The sequence below is a fragment of the Streptomyces sp. Root431 genome (assembly GCF_001426585.1).
GTDB lineage: Bacteria > Actinomycetota > Actinomycetes > Streptomycetales > Streptomycetaceae > Streptomyces > Streptomyces stackebrandtii.
Genome location: NZ_LMEI01000010.1, coordinates 36,154 through 54,643, shown reverse-complemented (window position 1 = coordinate 54,643; position 18,490 = coordinate 36,154). Strand labels below are relative to the sequence as shown.

The 18,490-nt window shown below is 71.2% G+C and carries 17 protein-coding genes and 1 pseudogene; 6 read left to right on the top strand and 12 right to left on the bottom strand.

The genetic code is table 11. The annotated features are described in order from the left end of the window. On the bottom strand, positions 1-192 hold the full coding sequence (locus ASC82_RS17875; protein ID WP_056648773.1) for a hypothetical protein: 192 nt from the start codon (positions 190-192) through the stop codon (positions 1-3). Positions 193-651: 459 nt separating this feature from the next. Beyond that, positions 652-999: a hypothetical protein gene (locus ASC82_RS17865; protein WP_056648770.1), complete on the bottom strand. Its 348-nt coding sequence runs from the start codon at positions 997-999 to the stop codon at positions 652-654. 163 nt (positions 1,000-1,162) lie between these two features. Between ASC82_RS17865 and ASC82_RS30655 the strand changes: the two are divergent. The 5 genes and pseudogenes from ASC82_RS30655 to ASC82_RS17845 all read left to right on the top strand — a co-directional run. Then, positions 1,163-1,372, top strand: a pseudogene (locus tag ASC82_RS30655) (winged helix-turn-helix domain-containing protein); the annotation flags it as partial. 57 nt (positions 1,373-1,429) lie between these two features. Next, a complete protein-coding gene (locus ASC82_RS30650) occupies positions 1,430-1,885 on the top strand; it encodes a nucleoside deaminase (protein WP_056649541.1) in 456 nt (151 codons plus the stop codon). Between the two features lie 110 nt (positions 1,886-1,995). Continuing rightward, entirely contained in the window at positions 1,996-2,454 is a 459-nt protein-coding gene (locus tag ASC82_RS17855; RefSeq protein ID WP_056648768.1) for a group II truncated hemoglobin, read from the top strand. Positions 2,455-2,757: 303 nt separating this feature from the next. Then, positions 2,758-4,821: a hypothetical protein gene (locus ASC82_RS17850; protein WP_056648767.1), complete on the top strand. Its 2,064-nt coding sequence runs from the start codon at positions 2,758-2,760 to the stop codon at positions 4,819-4,821. A 4-nt stretch (positions 4,822-4,825) separates the two neighbouring features. Then, positions 4,826-6,385 (top strand): hypothetical protein, encoded by a 1,560-nt coding sequence (locus ASC82_RS17845; protein WP_056648765.1) that lies wholly within the window; start codon positions 4,826-4,828, stop codon positions 6,383-6,385. Between the two features lie 4 nt (positions 6,386-6,389). Here ASC82_RS17845 and ASC82_RS17840 read toward each other — a convergent pair whose 3' ends face one another. The 8 genes from ASC82_RS17840 to hemL form a co-directional block, all read right to left on the bottom strand. After that, positions 6,390-6,920, bottom strand: coding sequence for an SRPBCC domain-containing protein (locus tag ASC82_RS17840; protein WP_056648763.1), 531 nt, complete (start codon positions 6,918-6,920; stop codon positions 6,390-6,392). A 46-nt stretch (positions 6,921-6,966) separates the two neighbouring features. Continuing rightward, complete coding sequence (gene ccsB, locus ASC82_RS17835; protein WP_056648761.1) at positions 6,967-8,055, bottom strand: c-type cytochrome biogenesis protein CcsB; 1,089 nt, start codon at positions 8,053-8,055, stop codon at positions 6,967-6,969. After that, on the bottom strand, positions 8,052-9,815 hold the full coding sequence (locus ASC82_RS17830) for a cytochrome c biogenesis protein ResB (protein WP_056648759.1): 1,764 nt from the start codon (positions 9,813-9,815) through the stop codon (positions 8,052-8,054). Before ASC82_RS17830 ends, ccsB begins: the two co-directional genes overlap by 4 nt. A 5-nt stretch (positions 9,816-9,820) precedes the next feature. Next, entirely contained in the window at positions 9,821-10,558 is a 738-nt protein-coding gene (locus ASC82_RS17825) for a cytochrome c biogenesis protein CcdA (protein WP_056648758.1), read from the bottom strand. A 4-nt stretch (positions 10,559-10,562) separates the two neighbouring features. Next, the gene (locus ASC82_RS17820) at positions 10,563-11,168 is read right to left on the bottom strand and encodes a TlpA disulfide reductase family protein (RefSeq protein ID WP_056648755.1); all 606 of its coding nucleotides are present in this window, start codon (positions 11,166-11,168) and stop codon (positions 10,563-10,565) included. Positions 11,169-11,266: 98 nt separating this feature from the next. Beyond that, positions 11,267-12,553 carry a hypothetical protein gene (locus ASC82_RS17815; protein WP_107105920.1) on the bottom strand — a complete coding sequence of 429 codons (1,287 nt, stop codon included), beginning with the start codon at positions 12,551-12,553 and terminating at the stop codon, positions 11,267-11,269. A gap of 262 nt (positions 12,554-12,815) precedes the next feature. Then, entirely contained in the window at positions 12,816-13,514 is a 699-nt protein-coding gene (locus tag ASC82_RS17810; protein WP_056648751.1) for a histidine phosphatase family protein, read from the bottom strand. Then, positions 13,511-14,818 carry a glutamate-1-semialdehyde 2,1-aminomutase gene (gene hemL, locus ASC82_RS17805; RefSeq protein WP_241775991.1) on the bottom strand — a complete coding sequence of 436 codons (1,308 nt, stop codon included), beginning with the start codon at positions 14,816-14,818 and terminating at the stop codon, positions 13,511-13,513. The genes ASC82_RS17810 and hemL overlap by 4 nt, the downstream gene beginning before the upstream one ends. Before the next feature lie 259 nt (positions 14,819-15,077). On the opposite strand from hemL, the gene ASC82_RS17800 reads away from it, so the two are divergent. Further along, the gene (locus ASC82_RS17800) at positions 15,078-15,698 is read left to right on the top strand and encodes a hypothetical protein (protein ID WP_079039335.1); all 621 of its coding nucleotides are present in this window, start codon (positions 15,078-15,080) and stop codon (positions 15,696-15,698) included. Between the two features lie 81 nt (positions 15,699-15,779). Here ASC82_RS17800 and ASC82_RS17795 read toward each other — a convergent pair whose 3' ends face one another. Together ASC82_RS17795 and ASC82_RS17790 are read right to left on the bottom strand one after the other, a co-directional pair. Continuing rightward, positions 15,780-16,340: a hypothetical protein gene (locus ASC82_RS17795; protein WP_242427699.1), complete on the bottom strand. Its 561-nt coding sequence runs from the start codon at positions 16,338-16,340 to the stop codon at positions 15,780-15,782. 95 nt (positions 16,341-16,435) lie between these two features. Further along, entirely contained in the window at positions 16,436-18,412 is a 1,977-nt protein-coding gene (locus ASC82_RS17790; RefSeq protein ID WP_056648747.1) for an APC family permease, read from the bottom strand. Positions 18,413-18,490 lie beyond the last annotated feature (78 nt).

Here is an 18,490-nt window from a genome sequence, read left to right as displayed (position 1 = left end):
TCAGTTGTCGGAGCCGACGGTGTTGTCATGCCCGGCGTTGAACACGTCGTCCTTCGCGAACTGGAGCCAGTCGCCGAAGACGATGGTGTGCGAGGCCTCCGGCTCGAAGTCGACGTACACATCGGCGCTCGCGACGCCGGCGGTGCCGAAGACGATGGCACCGGCGGCGAGGGCGGTCAGCAGGGAACGCATGGCAGAGACCTCTCAGTAGGACGGCAGAGCACCCCGCCAGCTAAGGCCACCCGCCGCCCGCCGCCCCCGCACCCGGCCGGTACGGCCCGGAGCCTCAACCGATCGGCGGCAGCGCATGGGCAGTCGCCGGTCAGCGGAGGGGCGCCGGATGACAGAGGCACCCGCACACGAGGTACCGGACGCCTTGTACGCCGCTGTCGCGGGGCACGTGGTCCCGGCAGCGGTCATGACGGCCGACGACGCAGCGCGGCGACCGGAACTCCGGCTCCGGCGCGAGGGCACGTACCAACAGGGACAGGGTCACCGCGTCCGCGATCTCCGGCGTCACCCACCACCCGTCCCCCGCCCGATCCCGGTGCGGCCCCTCGTGCCCCACGGCGAGCACGCAGACCGAACCGCCCCACACCGGCCGCACCACCTCGGCGACGTCCAGCACGGACCGGCGCGCCCCACAGCGGCTCATCGGGCGCTCCCGGTGTGGATGTTGCGGTGGTCGACGTCCACCCCGACCGTCGCCAGCCACAACGCCCGCCGACGCCGCCGTTGGACGGCCCGGGCCGAGTCCGCCGCCAGGTAGGGGCGCGCCAGGGGCGACCGGGCGCCGTCGAGCGGTGCCGTCTGCTCGACGGCGTAGGGCGACCGCCGGGAGGGCGCGCGGTGCCGGGGTCCGGGGGTCGGCGCCGCCGGGCGGGAGTGGGTCATCCGGCGGGGGCGGTGCCGGCCGGTGGGCGGCAGGGTCAGCATGAGCAGCCCGAGCAGTACGGGGATCAGCGCCCTGCCCAGTAGGCGCGCGATAGGGTTCCGCACGTCATCAACTCCGTTGGTAGTTGGTGGCCATGCCCCGGGAGGTCTAGCCACCTCGCCGGGGTCTTGCGTTCGCGTCCACCGTAATGCTAGCTACACAGTGCTACATCGCTGTATAGCTAGATCCATCCGAACGTGTCTTAGTGTGACTATCTAGCGTTGACCTATGAGCCTTGACCCGAAGTCGGGACGCCCGCTGTACGTTCAGCTGGCCGATGTGATCGCGGCGCGGATCGCGACCGGGGAGTACGCCCCTGACCGCATGATCCCCACGCCGGCCCGTCTCGCCGAGGAGTACGGCATCGCCGTGCTGACCGCCCGCCGGGCCATGCAGGAACTCCGCAGGCACGAACTGATCTACACCGTGCCCGGCAAAGGCTCTTTCGTCGCACCCGCCGCCGGAGTGAGTACCCCCTCGACGGCGGAACCCGTCATGGACCGGGAACAGGCACGGCGCTGGCTCGGCACCGCCCTCGACGAGGCGCGGGCCGGACTCGCCGAAGGCGGGATCCCCATCGGGGCCGCCCTCTACGGCGCCGACGGCACGCTCCTCGGGCGCGGGCGCAACCGGCGCGTGCAGGACGGGGACCCGTCGACGCACGCCGAGACCGCCGCGTTCCGGGCCGCCGGGCGGCAGCGGTCGTACCGGGGGACGACGATGGTCACCACCCTGTCGCCGTGCTGGTACTGCTCCGGGCTCGTTCGGCAGTTCGGGATCTCGCGGATCGTCGTCGGGGAGGCAGAGACGTTCTCCGGCGGGCACGGCTGGCTCGCCGAGCACGGCGTCGAGGTGGTCGTCCTCGACGATCCCGCGTGCGTCGCGCTCATGACCGGGTTCATCGCCGCGCACCCCGACCTCTGGCACGAGGACATCGGGGAAGAGCCGTAGGGAGCGGGAGCGGCCAGGCACGACCCGCGCCGCCGAGAGTGAACATCCTTGGATTCAGGTCGTGTTGCGGGAAAGCTGGGTGGACACATCCCGGATCCCGGAGGCCCTCCATGAGCGCCGAGCACGCGAACACCCTGTACGAGGCCGTGGGCGGCGCCGACGCGCTGCGCCGGCTCTCCGAGACGTTCTACGAGGGGGTCCTGGCCGATCCGATCCTCGCGCCCGTCTTCGCGGACTTCACCCCCACGCATGTGGAGCACGTGGCCGTGTGGCTGGCGGAGGTCTTCTCGGGGCCGGCCGGGTTCACGGCGGAGCACGGCGGGCACCAGGCCCTGCTCCGGGCCCATCTCGGGCTCGGCATCACGGAGGAGCAGCGGCTGCGCTGGATGGAGTTGATGGCGGCGGCCGTGGAGAAGGAGCTGCCTGACGACGCGCTGCTGCGCCGCCGGGTGGTGGAGTACTTCGACTGGGGCACGCGGATCGCGAAGGACGTCTCGGCCTCGGCCCCGGGGACGGACCTCGGCGACCCCGGCCCCACCCCGCGCTGGGGCTGGGACGGCCTCGCCTGAGGCGCCCACCCCGGACACCCCCCCGAGGCGCCCACCCCGGATGCCCCCCGAGGCGCTCGACCCAGGCGCTCCCCTAGGCCCTCGCCTGAGGTGCTCCCCCAGGCGCTCGACCGAGGCGCTCGTCCCGGTGAGGGAGCGTGCTCCGCCGGGCAGATCCCTGACGTCGGCCCCCGACGGCCCTGACGGGTCCTCACAACAACCTCGCAAAGGTTGACGTGATCCCAACACCCTGTCGATATCCTGGATTTGAGATGTGACGGGGCACATCTCGTGGGGTAGCAGGGGGAAGCATGGGGGTGGCGGGTGGACAGGGAGCTCTACGGCCGCGAGGCGGTCCTGCACGACGGTGGTCTCGTCGCACGGCTCAGCGGGCTCACCCGGCACGGTGCCGCGCGGGTCGCGTACGAGCACGGTGACGATCCGCCCGTGACGGTGTTCACGGGCGGGCGCGGCATGGGGAAGACCGCCCTGCTCAAGGAGGTCCGCAACCGCTACAAGGGGTACACGCCGCTGGCCCTGCTCGACTGCGCGCACATCGAGCCGCCCGCCGAGCACGGTCCCGGCTGGAGCGAGGTCACCGGGGCGCTCACCGAGCTCGCCGTGCAGCTGTCGCCGAAGGTGCTCGCGGCGAAGCCCGTGCAGTTCCCGAGGCTCTCGCTCGGGCTCGTGGCCGTCGCCTCGCTCGGCTGGTCCCAGGAGGACGACGAGCGGGCCCGGACCGACCTCCAGCAGCTCGGGCCGCTGCTCGCGACCGTCGACGCGACGAAGGGCGCCGCGGGGAACTGGGTCTCCAAGGTCCTGTCCAAGCTGGCCGCCACCTTCGCCGAGAGCGCCGCACCGCTCGCCGGACTGCTCGCCGAGGCGACCGTGGAGACCGTCCTGGAGGAGGTCTTCGGCCGGTTCCAGCGCTCCTCCGAGAACTGGTACGGCACCTACCGCAACGCCGGCGGCCGCGGCAAGACCGGTCTCCGGCAGCTCGCGATCGACTTCGAGCAGGGCGGCCGGCGCCGCGGCGAGGCCGAGGACTTCCTCGTCGGCGCCCTCACCGAGGACCTGATCCACGCCTATACGGGGCTCCGCCGCGGCACCCGCATCGGCCGGCCGATCCTCCTCCTCGACAACGCCCACGAGCGGCTCGGCCGGCAGCTCGTCGAGCCGATCCTGCGCGCCCGCGCCGGCGGCCGCCGCGACCGGGTCGTCGTCCTCGCCGCCTCCCGGGTCCGCGAGCACGAGGGCCTGCGGCACGCCACCCGGACCCGGCTGCCGGAGACCGCACACCGCGCGCCCTGCCCGCGGGGGACGAGCGTCGGCTCCGGGATCCTCGCCGTCGAGCTCACCCCGCTCTCCCCCGCCCAGACCCGCTCCGCCTTCGACCACCACGACCCGGCCGGCCGCACCCCCGCCGAACTCGCCCGCGCCGTGCACCGGTTGACCGGCGGCCGGCCGCTCGGCGTGGCCCTCCTCGGGCGGGCCGCCGGGGAGGCCCCGGCGGAGCTGCGGGCCGGTCTCACCCCGGGCGGGCTCCTCGACCTGACGGTGGAGCTGCGCGAGGACGCCCCGCCGGTGCCCGTCGCCCCCACGCTCCTCGCCGAGCTGCTCCCGGTGCGGCGGCCCGGGCCGTACGCCGTGCTCGCCGCCACCCACGACGAGGAGTCCGCGCGGCTCCTCGCCCACGCCCGGCTCCAGGGCGAGTCCCTGGACGGGGACGTGGCGCTGCGCGTCCGCGACCAGCTCCGCTCGGAGGACTGGCCGGAGGGCCCGCGCCACTTCGTCGCCGATCCGCTCCTGCGGTCCCTGCTCCTGCACCGGCTCCGCTTCGAGGACGACGACCATCCGCGCTACGCGGCCTGGCGCGCGGTCCACGAGACGCTGCACCGGCACTACGGGCCCGCGCCCGGCCCGTACCGGCTCCATCACGACCTCGCGCTCGGCCGCACCGAGGAGGCCGTGACCCATCTGCGGGTCACCTTCCCGGAGCAGGACGTGCTCGGCTGGCTCGGGCGGCTGCGGTTCGTCGCCGCCGCCCCGTACCCGCGCGAGCGGAACCGGCCGGGGCCCGACCCGCGCCGGGCGATCGCCCTCGGCCAGGAGCCCGTCGGCGACCCGACCTTCTCCGGGCTCGACGCCGACACCACCGAACTCCACCTGTCCGTACGGCGGTTGCTGCACGCCGTATGGCTGCTCACCGATCCGCTCGCACTGCCCGACGACGACGTGGCCGACCGGCTCGCGCACGAGCTGCGCAGGCTCTCCGGCCGTCATCTGACGGGCAGCGGTTCGCTCTGGGACGCGGCCACCCACTGGCCGCGCGACATCCGCGCCTGGCGGGAGCTCTCGCTGCCGCCGGGCCGCGAGGACGGAGTCTGACGCCATGCCCGACCGTGCCCCCGGCCGCCTTTCCGACCGGCTGCGCCGCCGCGTCCGCACACCCCGCCAGAAGCTCGTCGCCTCGCTCGTCACGGCCGCCGTCGTCCTCGGTCTCGGCGGGTACGGGATAGCCCGGCTCACCACTCCGGAGGACCGTTCCTGCGCGGCCGGCGTCGAACGTCCCGAGGGCAGCTCCGAGTGCGTCGGCGTCAACGGCGACGGCCACGACTTCGGCAACGCCGACCTCACCGAGATCGCCGGGGCCATCGGCCGCGAGAACGCCACCCTCAAGCCCGGCGAGTACGCGACCGTCGCCGTGCTCCTGCCCCTGACCTCCCCCGACGGAGGCATGCGGACCAAGGTGCTCCACGAGGTCCAGGGCGCGTACGCCTACCAGTACCGCGCCAACCACGAGTCCAACAGCCAGACCCCGAAGATCCGGCTCGTCCTCGCCAACACCGGCCGGGGCAACGCCCACTGGCAGACCACCACCCGGCAGCTCGCGTCCATGACCGGCGCCCCGGACCGGCTGCGGGTCGTCTCCGGCGTCGCCACCTCCTCGACCGAGATGCGGGAGGCCGTGACCGCGCTCACCAAGGACGGGATCGCCGTAGTCGGCACCACCATCACCGCCGACGACATCGCCAACGGCCCCGGCGCCGGGAACAACCGCTACCCCGGCCTCGCCCGCGTCTCCCCCACCAACAGCGACGAGGCGAAGGCCCTCGCCCACTTCGGCCGCGTCGACGCCGCCAAGGCCCTCCTCGTCCAGGACACCCGCAGCGGCGACCACTACACGGACACCCTCAAGTCCGCCTTCGCCGCCTCCCTCAAGGGCGCGCCCTACGAGCCGCAGCTCTTCACCTCGCCGCCGGACCCGACCGACGAGGGCACCACCGCCAACACCTTCCGCCAGATCACCCACCTGATCTGCGACACCCGCGCCGAGACGGTCTTCTTCGCGGGCCGCCACACCCAGCTGCGGCAGTTCATCAACGCGCTGGGCTCGCGCGGCTGCACCGACCGCGCCTTCACGATCCTGACCGGCGACGAGGGCTCGTACCTGGGAGCCGACGAGAAGCTCGACCGCAGCGCGCTCAAGGCGAAGGTGACCGTCCGCTACGCCGCGCTCGCCCACCCCGACGCGTGGAAGCCGGCGCCGGGACGGGCCGTGCCCGCGACGGGCGGTTCGGTGGTCGCGTACTCGACCTTCGAGACGGACATCGCCCGCGCCTCGAAGAAGCCGGTGGCGCTCGCGGACGGGCAGGCGATCGTCGCGTACGACGCGATGGCGACGGCGGTCCACGCGATCCGCCAGGCCACACCGCGCGACGCCCAGTACCCGGAGCTCTCGGACGTGGTCACGCAGTGGCCGCAGGTGAAGGGCTCGCTGCGGGTGCAAGGCGCGAGCGGCTGGATCTGCCTCGACAACTACGGCAACCCGTACAACAAGGCGGTCCCGATCGTGGAGCTCGCCCTGGACGGCAGCCAGCGCTTCGTCCAGATCGCCTGGCCGGAGAAGAACCCGCCGAGCACGTCCTGCCTGCCGCCGAAGAGGAGCTAGCGGATCACGGGACCCACTTCGGCCAGGGTGCCTCGTCGCGCTCGTACAACGCCCGCAGCTCGCTCCACCGCTCGGGCGCCCACGCGGACCAGTCCGTCCGGTGACCGTCCAGGGCCGCCGCGAGCCGCTCGAAGTGGTCGTGCCACCCCGCCAGGCAGTCCAGCCGGTACTCCCGCGTCCCCCGGAACTCGTTGGTGAAACGCAGCACGGTCGACCCGCCGCTCCCGGACCCCGGCTCCAGATGGAACCGGATCCGGCCGTGCGGCGGATCGACCGTGTACTCGGCGACGTACTCGGGGTCCCAGGCGGTCACCCACCCCGAGACCTCCGTATCGCTGTTGAGCCAGCGGAGCGTGACCCGGCCGCCGAGCCGGGGCTCCAGCGGGTCCGCCGCGCACAGCCAGCCCCGCAGGCCCTCGGGGGCGGAGACGGCCTCCCAGACCTCCGCCGGCGGATGCGGGAGCTCCATGACGTACCGCAGCAGGTGCGTGTCGCCGTCGTGGGTCTCGCACCTGCCCCGGGGTATCGCGCTCATACCTCCAGCGTGGCCCCGGGGTGCCCCGCCCGCACTTCCGCGCCTGCTACTCCACGCCCGCGTAGGAGTGCTTGCTGGTGACGAAGATGTTGACGCCGTAGTAGTTGAAGAGGAAGCAGCCGAAGGCGATGAGCGCGATGTACGCGGCCTTCCGGCCCTTCCAGCCGGCCGTGGCGCGCGCGTGCAGGTACGCCGCGTAGCCGACCCACGTGATGAAGGACCAGACCTCCTTGGCGTCCCAGCCCCAGTAGCGGCCCCACGCGTCGCCGGCCCAGATCGCGCCCGCGATGATCGTGAACGTCCACAGCGGGAAGACGGCGGCGTTGACCCGGTACGAGAACTTGTCGAGCGAGGCGGCCGAGGGCAGCCGCTCCAGGACGGAGCGGGCGAAGGCGCTCGGGGTGCCGCCGCTCGCGAGCTTGCTCTCGTACGAGTCGCGGAAGAGGTACAGGACGGTGGCGACGGCCGCGAGGTAGAAGACCGCGCCGCAGAAGATCGCGGTGGAGACGTGGATCCACAGCCAGTACGAGTCGAGCGCCGGCACCAGCTGGTCGCTGGGGGTCTTCAGCCAGGTGGTGGCCAGGCCCAGGTCGAGCAGGACCGTCGTGACCAGCGGCAGGCCGATCCAGCGCACGTTCTTCTTGGCGAGGAGGAAGCCGAGGTACGAGCCGACCGCCACCGTGGAGAAGGTGGTGGAGAACTCGTACATGTTGCCCCAGGGGGCGCGCTGCACGGCGAGGGCCCGGCTGACCACGCCCGCCGCCTCGATCGCGAAGGCGAGGACGGTGAGGGAGACGGCGATCCGGCCGTAGAGGTCGCCCTTGACCGTGCCGCCGGACGCGCCGGGACCGTCCGGGACGTCCCGCGTGCCGGCCGCGGAGCGCGTGACGACCTTCGGCTTGTCGAGGACGGCGGTGGAGCCGGCGGCCTGCTTGACCTGGACGGTCACGGCGGTGGCCGCGGCCGAGGCCTGCTGCGTGAGAGCGGCGGCGGTCCGGCCGACCTTGCTGCGGCTGCCGAGGACCCACTCGGCGATGTGCGCGAAGAAGGCCAGGGTGTAGACGGCCATGGAGGAGTAGATGAGCAGGTCGCTCATCTTCGCCAGGCTCTCGTTGGTGGTGGCGGCGAGGATCACTTGTCGGCCTCTCCAGAAGGGGCAGGGTCTTCTGCGGGTTCTTCCGCGGGTTCCGGTACGTCTCCGTCTTCCGGATCGGCTTCGGGCGCTGGTGCGGCGGGCGGCGCGTCCGCGGTGAGGGTGCCCGCGAGGTCGCCCAGTTCCTCCGGAAGCTTCGCGGACTCGCTGCGGCCCAGGCCCGCCATCTCGACGACGGTCACGCCGTCCTCACCGCGCACGGCCCGGACCCAGACCCGGCGCCGCTGGATGAAGAGCGAACCGGTCAGGCCGGCGATCGCTGCGATCGCGCCCGCGAGGGCGAGGCCGTTGCCCGGCTGCTGCGAGATCTGGAAGCTGGCCCACTCCTTGATGTCCTTCTCGAAGGTGATCGAGCCGGCCCCGTCGGGGAGCGTCATCGTCTCGCCGGGCAGCAGGCGGTCGGCGAGCTTGTTGCCGGACTTGTCCGTGAACTGGATCAGCTTGGACTTGTCGAGCTGGTACACGTTCTGCGGCAGACCGGAGTCCACGCCCAGGGAGCCGCGGTAGCCGGTGAGCGCCATGACCGGGAAGTCGAGCGCCGGGAACTGCGAGAACATCGTGCCCGCGCCGGCGCCCGCGAAGGTCGGCACGAAGAAGGCCTGGAAGCCCAGCTGTTCCTTCTTGCCGTTCTTGTCGCGGTAGCCGTCCATCACCTTGATCGCGCCGGTCGAGGTGATGTTGTTGTCGATCGGCAGGAGCGGCACGGCGCCGTGGAAGACGGTCTTGCCGCGGCCGTCCTTGACGGTGACGACGGGCGCGTAGCCGTGGGCGATCAGATAGACCTTGGAGCCGCCGACCTTGAGCGGCTCGTTGACCTTGATGACCGCGTTCTTCTCCGCGCCGCCGGCCTCGGAGTACCGGACCTTCGCCTCGAAGGTGCGGGGCGTGCCGCGCTGCGGGCCGCTCTTCTCGTACGTGCCGTCGAAGGAGTCGAGCGTGAAGGTGAACGGCTCCAGCTCCTCGGTGCCGAACTGCGAGCCGGACTTGAAGTCGTCGTACTGCGTGAGCGTGTTGGAGAAGCCGTCGCCCTCGACGATCAGCTTGCCGCCCTCGGCCTTGAAGAGCTGGCCCCAGGCGAAGGCGACGAGGATGACGATCAGGGCGACGTGGAAGAGGAGGTTGCCCGCCTCGCGGAGGTAGCCCTTCTCGGCGGCGATCGCGTCCCCGGCGGTGTGGGCGCGGAAGCGGCGCCCCTTGAGGACGGTGAGCGCGGCCTCGCGGACCTGCTCGGGCTCGGCCTCGGTGCGCCAGGTGGCGTACGCGGGGAGCCGGTCGAGGCGCCGGGGCGCGCCCGGCGGGCGGCTGCGGAGCTGGCCGACGAACTGCCAGCTGCGGGGCACGATGCAGCCGATGAGGGAGACGAACAGCAGGATGTAGATCGCGGAGAACCACACCGAGCTGTAGACGTCGAAGAACTGGAGCTTCTCGTAGAGCGGCGTCAGCGTCTCGTGGGCCTGCTTGAAGGCCTGGACCTTCAGCTCGTCCGCGCTGGTCTGCGGGATGAGGGAGCCGGGGACCGCGCCCAGGGAGAGCATGAAGAGCAGGATCAGCGCGACCCGCATGGAGGTCAGCTGCCGCCAGAACCAGCGGATCCAGCCGACGACTCCGAGGACGGGTCCGCCGATGGGGGTGTCGCCGCGGTCCTCGGTGGGGGCCGTGGAGAGCTGGGCGCCGGCGGCCGCGTCGGCCGTGCGCTCGGCCTCGGCCGCGCCGGACGTGTCAGTCGTGTCGGTCGTGCTCATGGAACTCAGATCCCCACCGTGAAACCGCTGGACCAGCCCTGCATCGTGGCGACCATGTCGTCCCACGCGCCCGTGAGGAGCAGCAGGCCGGTGACGATCATCATGCCGCCGCCGATCCGCATGACCCACACGTAGTGCTTCTTGACCCATCCGAACGCGCCGAGGGCCTTGCGGAAGGCGATGGCGGCGAGCACGAACGGTACGCCGAGGCCGAGGCAGTACGCGAAGGCGAGTATCGCTCCGCGCCCGGCGCTGGCCTGCTCCAGGGCGAGGGCGTTGACCGAGGCGAGGGTCGGGCCGATGCACGGGGTCCAGCCGATACCGAAGAGCGCGCCGAGCAGCGGGGCGCCGATGAGTCCGGCGGCGGGCTTCTTGTGGAAGCGGAACTCGCGCTGCGTGAACCAGGGCATGAGGCCGGCGAAGAAGACGCCCATGAGGATCATGAGCACGCCGAGGATCGTGGTGAGCGTGTCGCTGTACTTCTGGAGGGTCGACCCGAAGTAGCCGAAGAGGGCGCCGCCGGAGACGAACACGGCGGTGAAGCCGAGGACGAAGAGGACGGCGCCGGCGGTCATCCGGCCGCGGCGGCTCTCGGCGAGGTCGGCGCCGGTGACCCCGGTGACGTACGAGAGGTAGCCGGGGACGAGCGGGAGCACGCACGGCGAGAAGAAGGAGACAAGACCGCCGAGGACCGCGATGGGCAGGGCGAGCAGCAGGGCTCCGCTGTTGACCGTCTCGATCACGGGCTCACTTCTCCTTGAGGAGAGGCTCGATCATCGAACGGAGCTTCTCCTCGTCGAGCGCCATGAGGGAGCGGGCGGCGATCTTGCCCTCCTTGTCGAGGACGACGGTGGAGGGGATGCCCTGGAGGCTGAGGGTGCCCTTCGGGAAGCCGAAGAGGATCAGCTTGCCCTGCGGGTCGTAGAGGCTCGGGTAGGGCACCCCGTAGTCCTCTTCGAAGGCGAGCGCGGGCTGCTTGTTGGGGTCGCGGGTGTTGAGGCCGACGAACTCGACGCCCTTGCCCTTCAGCTCCTTGGCGACCTTCGCGAAGTGGGGAGCCTCGGCGCGGCAGGGGGCGCACCAGGAGCCCCAGGCGTTGAGGACGACGACGTTGCCCTTGAGGTCGGCGACGTCGAGCTGCTTGCCGTCGAGGGTTTCACCGGCGAGCTTCCCGGTGGACGCGCGCTCGCCCTTGGCGGCGGTGGAGATCCCGCCCGTGTTGGTCACGAAGTTGGTGTTGCCACCGCCGCCGGACTTGCCGTTGCTGTCGCCGCCGCAGGCCGAGAGCGTGAGGGCGGCGGACAGCACTCCGACGGCGAGCAGGGTGCGTCGAGGGGCACGGCTAAGGCTCATGTGAAAAGTTTCGCATGGGCGTTTGGGGGATCTTGGGCGCCCCCCTACGTGCCCGTAACGCCCCTTGTCAAGATCGCCTAAGCGAACACGGCGTACGCCTATGCGGACGGGGTCGACGAGGCCGTCGAACCGTTCGGCGCGGGCTTGAGGAAAGTATTCCAGCCGCCGGCGGGCTTCTGGCCCACCTCCAGCGTGCGCAGCTTGGCGAGGATCTTCGGGTCCTGGACGTCGAGCCAGTCCACGAACTGCTTGAAGGAGACGAGCCGGACGTCCTTCTTCCCGGCCATTCCCTTGATGGCGTCCTCGACGGCGTCCATGTAGATGCCGCCGTTCCACTGCTCGAAGTGGTTGCCGATGTAGAAGGGCGCGCGGTTCGACTCGTACGCGCGGCGGAAGCCGCCGAGGAGGGCGTCCGTGGCCTGCTTGCGCCAGCCCGGGTAGCGGGAGGGCATGCCCTTCGTCGTGTTCTTCGACTGGTTGGCGAGCATGTTGTAGTCCATGGAGAGGACCTCGAAGGAGTGCCCGGGGAAGGGCACGGCCTGCAGCGGGAGGTCCCAGATGCCCTGGCGCTTGGTGGGCCACATCTGCCGGCCGCCGGGCGAGCTGGCGTCGTAACGCCAGCCGAGCCGCTTGGCGGTGGGGAGCAGGTTGTCCTGGCCGAGGAGGCAGGGGGTACGGCCGCCGACGAGCTCCTTCGAGTAGTCGAAGGGCAGCGGGTCGAGGTCGGTCCAGCCGCTGTTGGTCTTCCACTCGGTGACGAACTTCATCGCCTGGTCGATCTCGCTCTGCCACTGGGCCGGGGTCCAGTTGCCGACGGAGCCGGAGCCGCCGCAGAAGTGTCCGTTGAAGTGGGTGCCGATCTCGTGGCCTTCGAGCCAGGCCTGCCGGACGTACTTCAGCGTGTCCTTGATGTGGTCGTCGGTGAGGTAGCCGATGTCGGAGGCGCCGACGCGGTTGTTCGGCGGGCGGTAGAGGTTCTTCTTCGACTCGGGGAGGAGGTAGATCCCGGAGAGGAAGAAGGTCATCGCCGCGTCGTGGTTCTTGGCGAGTTCGAGGAAGCGGGGGAAGAGGCCGTTGCCGACCTCGCCGGCACCGTCCCAGGAGAAGATCACGAACTGCGGCGGGGTCTGGCCGGGTTCGAGGGGCACGGGGGTGTCGGGCTGGTGCGGCTGCTTTCCGGTGTCGGCGGTGGAACCGTCGCCGATGAGCTTGGCGTCGTCCTTGGTCGGAGCGGGTGTGGTCGGCTGCGCCGACGCGTCGCCGCCCTTGCCGGGTCCGGAACGTCCCGGCTTGTCCTCATTGTTGCTGCCGCAGCCGGCGATCCCGATCGCCGCGGCCGCGCCAACGCCCGCCCCGAGGAGCCCCCTTCGACTGATTCCGCTGATCCCGCGCATGACATCCCCATTCGCGCTGACGTATGACCTAAACGTCATCCAAACCGACAATGAGTGAGATGCAGGGAGGAACACGGAGGTTCCGGGAATTCGCACATAAATTTCAAGGGCGGCCGGATGGCATGTACACCACCTGACCGCCCTGACGATGGACCTCTTCGAGTCCGCTGTCCAGTGGGACCGCGTCCGAAGGTCCCGGGACTACGGCTATGCCCCGAAGATCCCCGGAACCATGCCTCGGAGATCTCCGGAACTACGCCCCGAAAGCCTTCGACTTCCCCTTCACCGGCTTCGCCCCGGCGAGAAGGTGCGCCGGGACCAGGTCCCGGGCCGGCTCGCTGTACCCGACCGAGACGATCCTGTCGCCCTGGTACGTGAACGAGGTCAGCGAGGCCAGCGTGCACTGCCGGCGCCGCGGGTCGTGCCAGAGGCGCCGCTTCTCCACGAAGCTCCGGACGATCCAGATCGGCAGCTGATGGCTGACGCAGACGGCCTCGTGCCCGCGGGCCGCGTCCTTCGCCGCGTCCAGCGCGCCCATCATCCGGACGACCTGCTCGACGTACGGCTCGCCCCACGACGGCTGGAACGGGTTGGTGAGGTGCTTCCAGTTCCCCGGCTTGCGCAGGGCCCCGTCGCCGACGCCGAAGGTCTTGCCCTCGAAGACGTTCGCCGCCTCGATGAGCCGCTCGTCGCTCGCCAGGTCCAGGCCGTGCGACTTGGCGACCGGAGTCGCCGTCTCCTGCGCCCGCTCCAGCGGGGAGGCGACGACGTACGTGATGTCCCGGCCGGCCAGGTGCTCGGCGACCCGGTCCGCCATCTGGCGGCCGAGCTCGGAGAGGTGGTAGCCGGCGCGGCGGCCGTAGAGGACCCCGTCCGGGTTGTGGACCTCGCCGTGCCGCATCAGGTGGACGACGGTGATGTCCTCGCCGGTCCCCTTCGTCGTCTCGCTCATGCCGTGGCCTCCGCGGCGGCGCGGGCGGCGGCGGGCAGCGCGGCGGCGATCCGCTCGATCGCGCGCTCGTCGTGGGCGGCCGACACGAACCAGGACTCGAAGGCGGACGGCGGCAGGTACACGCCGTCGGCCAGCATCGAGTGGAAGAAGGCGTTGAAGCGGAAGGCCTCCTGCTGCTTCGCCTCGTCGTAGTTCCGCACCTCGTCGGCCGTGAAGAAGACCGAGAACATGTTGGAGGCGGTCTGCAGCCGGTGCGCGACGCCCTCCTTGGCGAGGGCGCCCGTGACGAGCCCCTGGATCTCCTTCGACACCGCGTCGACCTTCGCGTACGCGGCGTCGTCGAGCAGCCGCAGCTGCGCGAGCCCGGCGGCGGTGGCGATCGGGTTACCGGAGAGCGTGCCCGCCTGGTAGACCGGCCCGGCCGGGGCCAGGTGCCCCATGACGTCGGCGCGGCCACCGAACGCGGCGGCCGGGAAGCCGCCGCCCATGACCTTGCCGAAGGTCAGCAGGTCGGCCTTGACGCCGTCGACGCCGTACCAGCCGGCCTTCGACGTACGGAAACCGGTCATCACCTCGTCGGAGATGTACAGCGCGCCGTTCTCCCGGCACAGGTCGGCAAGACCCTGGTTGAAGCCCTCCGCCGGCGGCACGACGCCCATGTTGCCCGGCGAGGCCTCGGTGATCACACAGGCGATCTCGCCCGGGTGCGCGGCGAAGGCCGCCCGCACCGCTTCGAGGTCGTTGTAGGGCAGCACGACGGTGTCCCCGGCCTGGGCGCCGGTCACGCCGGGCGTGTCCGGGAGACCGAGGGTGGCGACACCGGAACCGGCCGCGGCCAGGAGCGCGTCCACGTGACCGTGGTAGCAGCCCGCGAACTTGACGACCTTGGCGCGCCCGGTGAAGCCGCGGGCGAGCCGGATCGCGGACATCGTGGCCTCCGTACCGGAGGAGACGAGCCGGACCTGCTCGACCGGCTCGACGCGCGCGACGATCTCCTCCGCGAGCGCGACCTCGCCCTCGCCCGGCGTACCGAAGGAGGTGCCGCGAGCCACGGCGGCCTGCACGGCGGCGGTGACCTCGGGGTGCGCGTGGCCGAGAATCATCGGCCCCCACGAGCAGACCAGGTCGACGTACTCACGACCGTCGGCGTCGGTGAGGTACGGACCGGTACCGGAGACCATGAACCGGGGCGTACCGCCCACGGCTCGGAAGGCACGCACCGGTGAGTTCACGCCGCCGGGCGTCACGAGGGACGCGCGGTCGAAAAGCGTCTGTGAGACTGGGGCTTCGTATGAATACGGCACTGTGATCCTGACCTGCGAGTACGGCTGCGTCGAGTTCGGAGGAGCGGTGTGGGCACCCTGGAATGACGCCGGGGCGGCTGTCGGCCGCGTCTGCGAAACTGGGGCGTCATAGGGATGGCTCACGGAATCCATGGTGTCAGAGGCCACGGCGTTCTTGCGGACAGGTGTTTCACCGTACGAACGCGGGGGAGGTCACTGACACGATGATCGGGTTGCGCGGCGGGGTCGTGTTGCCGAGAAAAAGCAGTCGGGTGGAGATATGCATCGCGGTGGCGGACCGGGCGAGGGGACGGGCGACCTGGGTCCGGAGTCTGCCCGCCGGGGGAGGCACCGGCGCCGGCGGGCGGACGGGCCGACTCCGGGCACGCCCGGCACTCCGGGAGGTCCCGGCGACCAGGGCCCCGAGGCGGATTCCTCGTCCGGAAGCGGGAGTGGCCGGTCGTTGGGAGTGACGTACAAGTACTTCGGCGCGCCCGACGGCGCCACGGCGGCCCGCGTCCCGATCTCGATGCGCCCGGAGGAGCTCGGCGGTGACGAGCTCGGCATGGGCGGCATGTTCACCAAGATCAAGCCGGAGACGATAGCGGCGATGGTCCTGACGGGCATCCAGGGCATGCCCCTGCACAAGGTGCCCCCGCTGGAGCTGGTCGTCCTCCACCCGGACTACGCGGTCGTGAAGCTCCCGATGACCGTCGTCGACCCGCTGCGCGGGATCGGCGAGGAGTCGGTCGGCGCCGCCGCCTTCATCTGGTCCACCGTCCCCGACCGCGGCGGCCCGCGCGACGCCTTCGACGTCTACCAGCTGCTCCACGAGTGGCAGGACTTCTCGGTCCGCCTGCACGAGGCGGGTCACCAGCCGTACTGCCTGGTCTGGCCCTGACCCCTCCCGCTCAACCACAGAAGAGACGGAGGAGGCCGCCGGTGGTGTGACCACCGGCGGCCTTCCCGCTTCCACAGAGCCCTACGGGGTCGTCTTGTCCCCGCCGCAGTGGAGGAGCTGGTCGAGCTCGCGGCCCGTCCTGATCCCCTGGGAAGTCCAGTACGAGCCGGCGGGCGGCGCGGCCGCCCGTACCGCCGCGAGGTCGAAGACCGCGCCCGCCCCGTCCTCGGATCCGTAGCGGACCGACACGTCGAGCTGCTTCGGCAGCTCCGCCGGACGGGTGGCCGGACGGGACGTCCGGTACTCCTCCGCGGCCCAGAGCCTCAGCAGCCCGCCCCGCCCCTCTTCGGTCAGGGGGTCGTCGGCCCGCCACACGAGCTTCTCCGAGTCGCTGTCGTAGAGCTCCACCCGCCGCACCCGGTCCGACGGGCACTGGGCGGTCTTCACCGTGATCGTGTCCCCGTCGATCCGCAGCCCGAGGAGGCTGGGGCCGTCCGGGTGGGACATGACGTTCAGGAACTTGATCCAGAGGAAGGCGAGCGCGAGCGGCGCGGCCAGGATCGCCGCCGCGATCAGACCGACGACGAGGACCTTGCCGCCCCGCCTCCGCTCGGCGACACCGTTCGTCGTCGTCCCAGCCACGTGAAGCACTTCCCCTCTGCCGCGATGAGCGCAGGGGGCACGGTAGCGATCACACCCCAACTCCCCTGGGGCGTACGGGACACGAGTGGATAACGCTACCCCTGGCGGGTGTCGCGATCGGCGAGTTCGCGGGCGGCGAGTTCACGGGCGGAGGCGAGCCGGTACGGCACGTCGATGACCACGACGTTCCTCATGAACAGCAGCCGGGTCTTGAGGCGCAGCGCGCTCTGGTTGTGCAGGGGCTGCTCCCACCAGTGCCCCACCACGTACTCGGGGATGACCACCGTGAGGACCGAGCCGGGGGTCCGCTCCGGCGCCTCCTTGACGTGCCGCAGGATCGGCTGGACGAGCGAGCGGTACGGGGAGCTGAGCACCCGCAGCGGTACGTCGATGCCGTGGGCCTCCCAGGTCGCGCGGAGCACCTCCGCCTCGGCCGGGTCCTCGGCGACGGTGACCGCCGTGAGGGAGGCGGGCCGCAGGGTCTTCGCGTAGGACAGGGCGCGCAGGCTGGGTGCGTTGACCGAGGCCACGAGGACGAGGACGTGGTTCTCGGCGAAGGCGTGGGGGCGTTCGCCGGGGCCGATGGCGACCTCGGCGGCGACGGCGTCGTAGTGCCGCCGCACGCCCTTCATCCCGGCGAAGAGCACCGGCATCGCGATGACGACCAGCCAGGCGCCGTGCGTGAACTTGGTGACGAGGACGATGACGAGGACGACGGCGGTCAGGCAGGCACCGAAGGCGTTGATCGCGAGACGGGTCCGGATGCCGCGGCCGTCCGCCGCCCCGGCGGGTGTGGTGGCCGTGACGGGCCTGGCGAGTTCTCGCCGCCAGTGCTTGACCATCCCGGCCTGGGAAAGGGTGAAGGAGACGAAGACGCCGATGATGTAGAGCTGGATCAGCCGGGTCAGCTGCGCGTCGAAGGCGACGATGAGGGCGATCGCGGCGAGCGCGAGGAGGACGATGCCGTTGGAGTGGACGAGCCGGTCCCCGCGGTGGAAGAGCTGGCGGGGCGCGTAGCGGTCGCGGGCGAGTACCGAGGCGAGCATCGGGAAGCCGTTGAAGGCGGTGTTGGCCGCCAGGATCAGAACGCCCGCGGTGACGGCCTGGAGCGCGTAGAAGAGGACGTGCCAGTCACCGAAGGTCGCCCGGCCGATCTGGGCGAGCGCGGTGGACATCGGGGTGCCGGGGGCGAGTCCGAGCTCGGTGGGGTCCTCGGCGACGTGGACCTCGTAGACCATGGCGAGCACGGTGATCCCGAAGAACATGGTCACCGAGAGCCCGCCCATGATCGCGAGCGTCATCGCCGCGTTGTGGCTCTTCGGCTTGGCGAAGGCCGGGACGCCGTTGCTGACGGCCTCGACGCCGGTCAGCGCGGTGCAGCCGGAGGCGAAGGCGCGCAGGGCGAGGAGGACGAGCGCGAGGCCGGAGTAGGTCGAGACCGCGTTGACGGGCAGGTCGGCGGACTCGGCGCGGATCGTGGATCCGGTCGCCATCCGGACGGCGGCCACGGCGAACATGACGTAGATGACGGCGATGAAGGCGTACGTGGGGATGGCGAACCACCGCCCCGACTCGCGAACGCCCCGCAGGTTCAGCCAGACCAGCACCGCCACGAAGCCGACCGACATGGCCACGGCGTGCCCGTCGAGCGAGGGGACGGCCGAGGTGATCGCGGCGACCCCGGAGACGACGGAGACGGCGACGGTCATCACGTAGTCGATGAGCAGGGCGGAGGCGGCGGTGAGCGCGGCGGTCTGTCCCAGGTTCTCGGCGGAGACGACGTAGGCCCCGCCGCCGCCCGGGTAGGCGTAACAGGTCTGCCGGTAGGACGCGACGACGACCAGGAGCAGGATCACGATGCCGACCGCCGCGTACCAGGTCAGATGGAGCACGGCGAGGCCGCCGAGGGCGAGGATCAGCAGGATCTCCTCGGTCGCGTAGGCGACGGAGGAGAGCGGGTCGCTGCAGAAGATCGGCAGGGCCAGTCGCTTCGGCAGGAGGGTCTCACCGAGCCGTTCGCTGTCCAACGGACGTCCTACGAGCAGGCGTTTCGCCGCACTTCCAGCTCTCATAAGTGCTGAAGTTAGGACGAATGGTATGTAATGCGCGGAAGCCGCGCCCTGTGGGAGCCCTGTACGCCCTGTACGAGG

Coding starts and splice junctions, on each gene's coding strand:
- ASC82_RS17840 (WP_056648763.1), bottom strand. CDS start 6,920: ATGAGCGCGATACCCCGGGGCAGGTGCGAGACCCACGACGGCGACACG.
- ASC82_RS17800 (WP_079039335.1), top strand. CDS start 15,078: ATGCATCGCGGTGGCGGACCGGGCGAGGGGACGGGCGACCTGGGTCCG.
- ASC82_RS17875 (WP_056648773.1), bottom strand. CDS start 192: ATGCGTTCCCTGCTGACCGCCCTCGCCGCCGGTGCCATCGTCTTCGGC.
- ASC82_RS17790 (WP_056648747.1), bottom strand. CDS start 18,412: ATGAGAGCTGGAAGTGCGGCGAAACGCCTGCTCGTAGGACGTCCGTTG.
- ASC82_RS17855 (WP_056648768.1), top strand. CDS start 1,996: ATGAGCGCCGAGCACGCGAACACCCTGTACGAGGCCGTGGGCGGCGCC.
- ASC82_RS17810 (WP_056648751.1), bottom strand. CDS start 13,514: ATGAGCGAGACGACGAAGGGGACCGGCGAGGACATCACCGTCGTCCAC.
- ASC82_RS17820 (WP_056648755.1), bottom strand. CDS start 11,168: ATGAGCCTTAGCCGTGCCCCTCGACGCACCCTGCTCGCCGTCGGAGTG.
- ASC82_RS30650 (WP_056649541.1), top strand. CDS start 1,430: ATGGACCGGGAACAGGCACGGCGCTGGCTCGGCACCGCCCTCGACGAG.
- ASC82_RS17830 (WP_056648759.1), bottom strand. CDS start 9,815: ATGAGCACGACCGACACGACTGACACGTCCGGCGCGGCCGAGGCCGAG.
- ASC82_RS17845 (WP_056648765.1), top strand. CDS start 4,826: ATGCCCGACCGTGCCCCCGGCCGCCTTTCCGACCGGCTGCGCCGCCGC.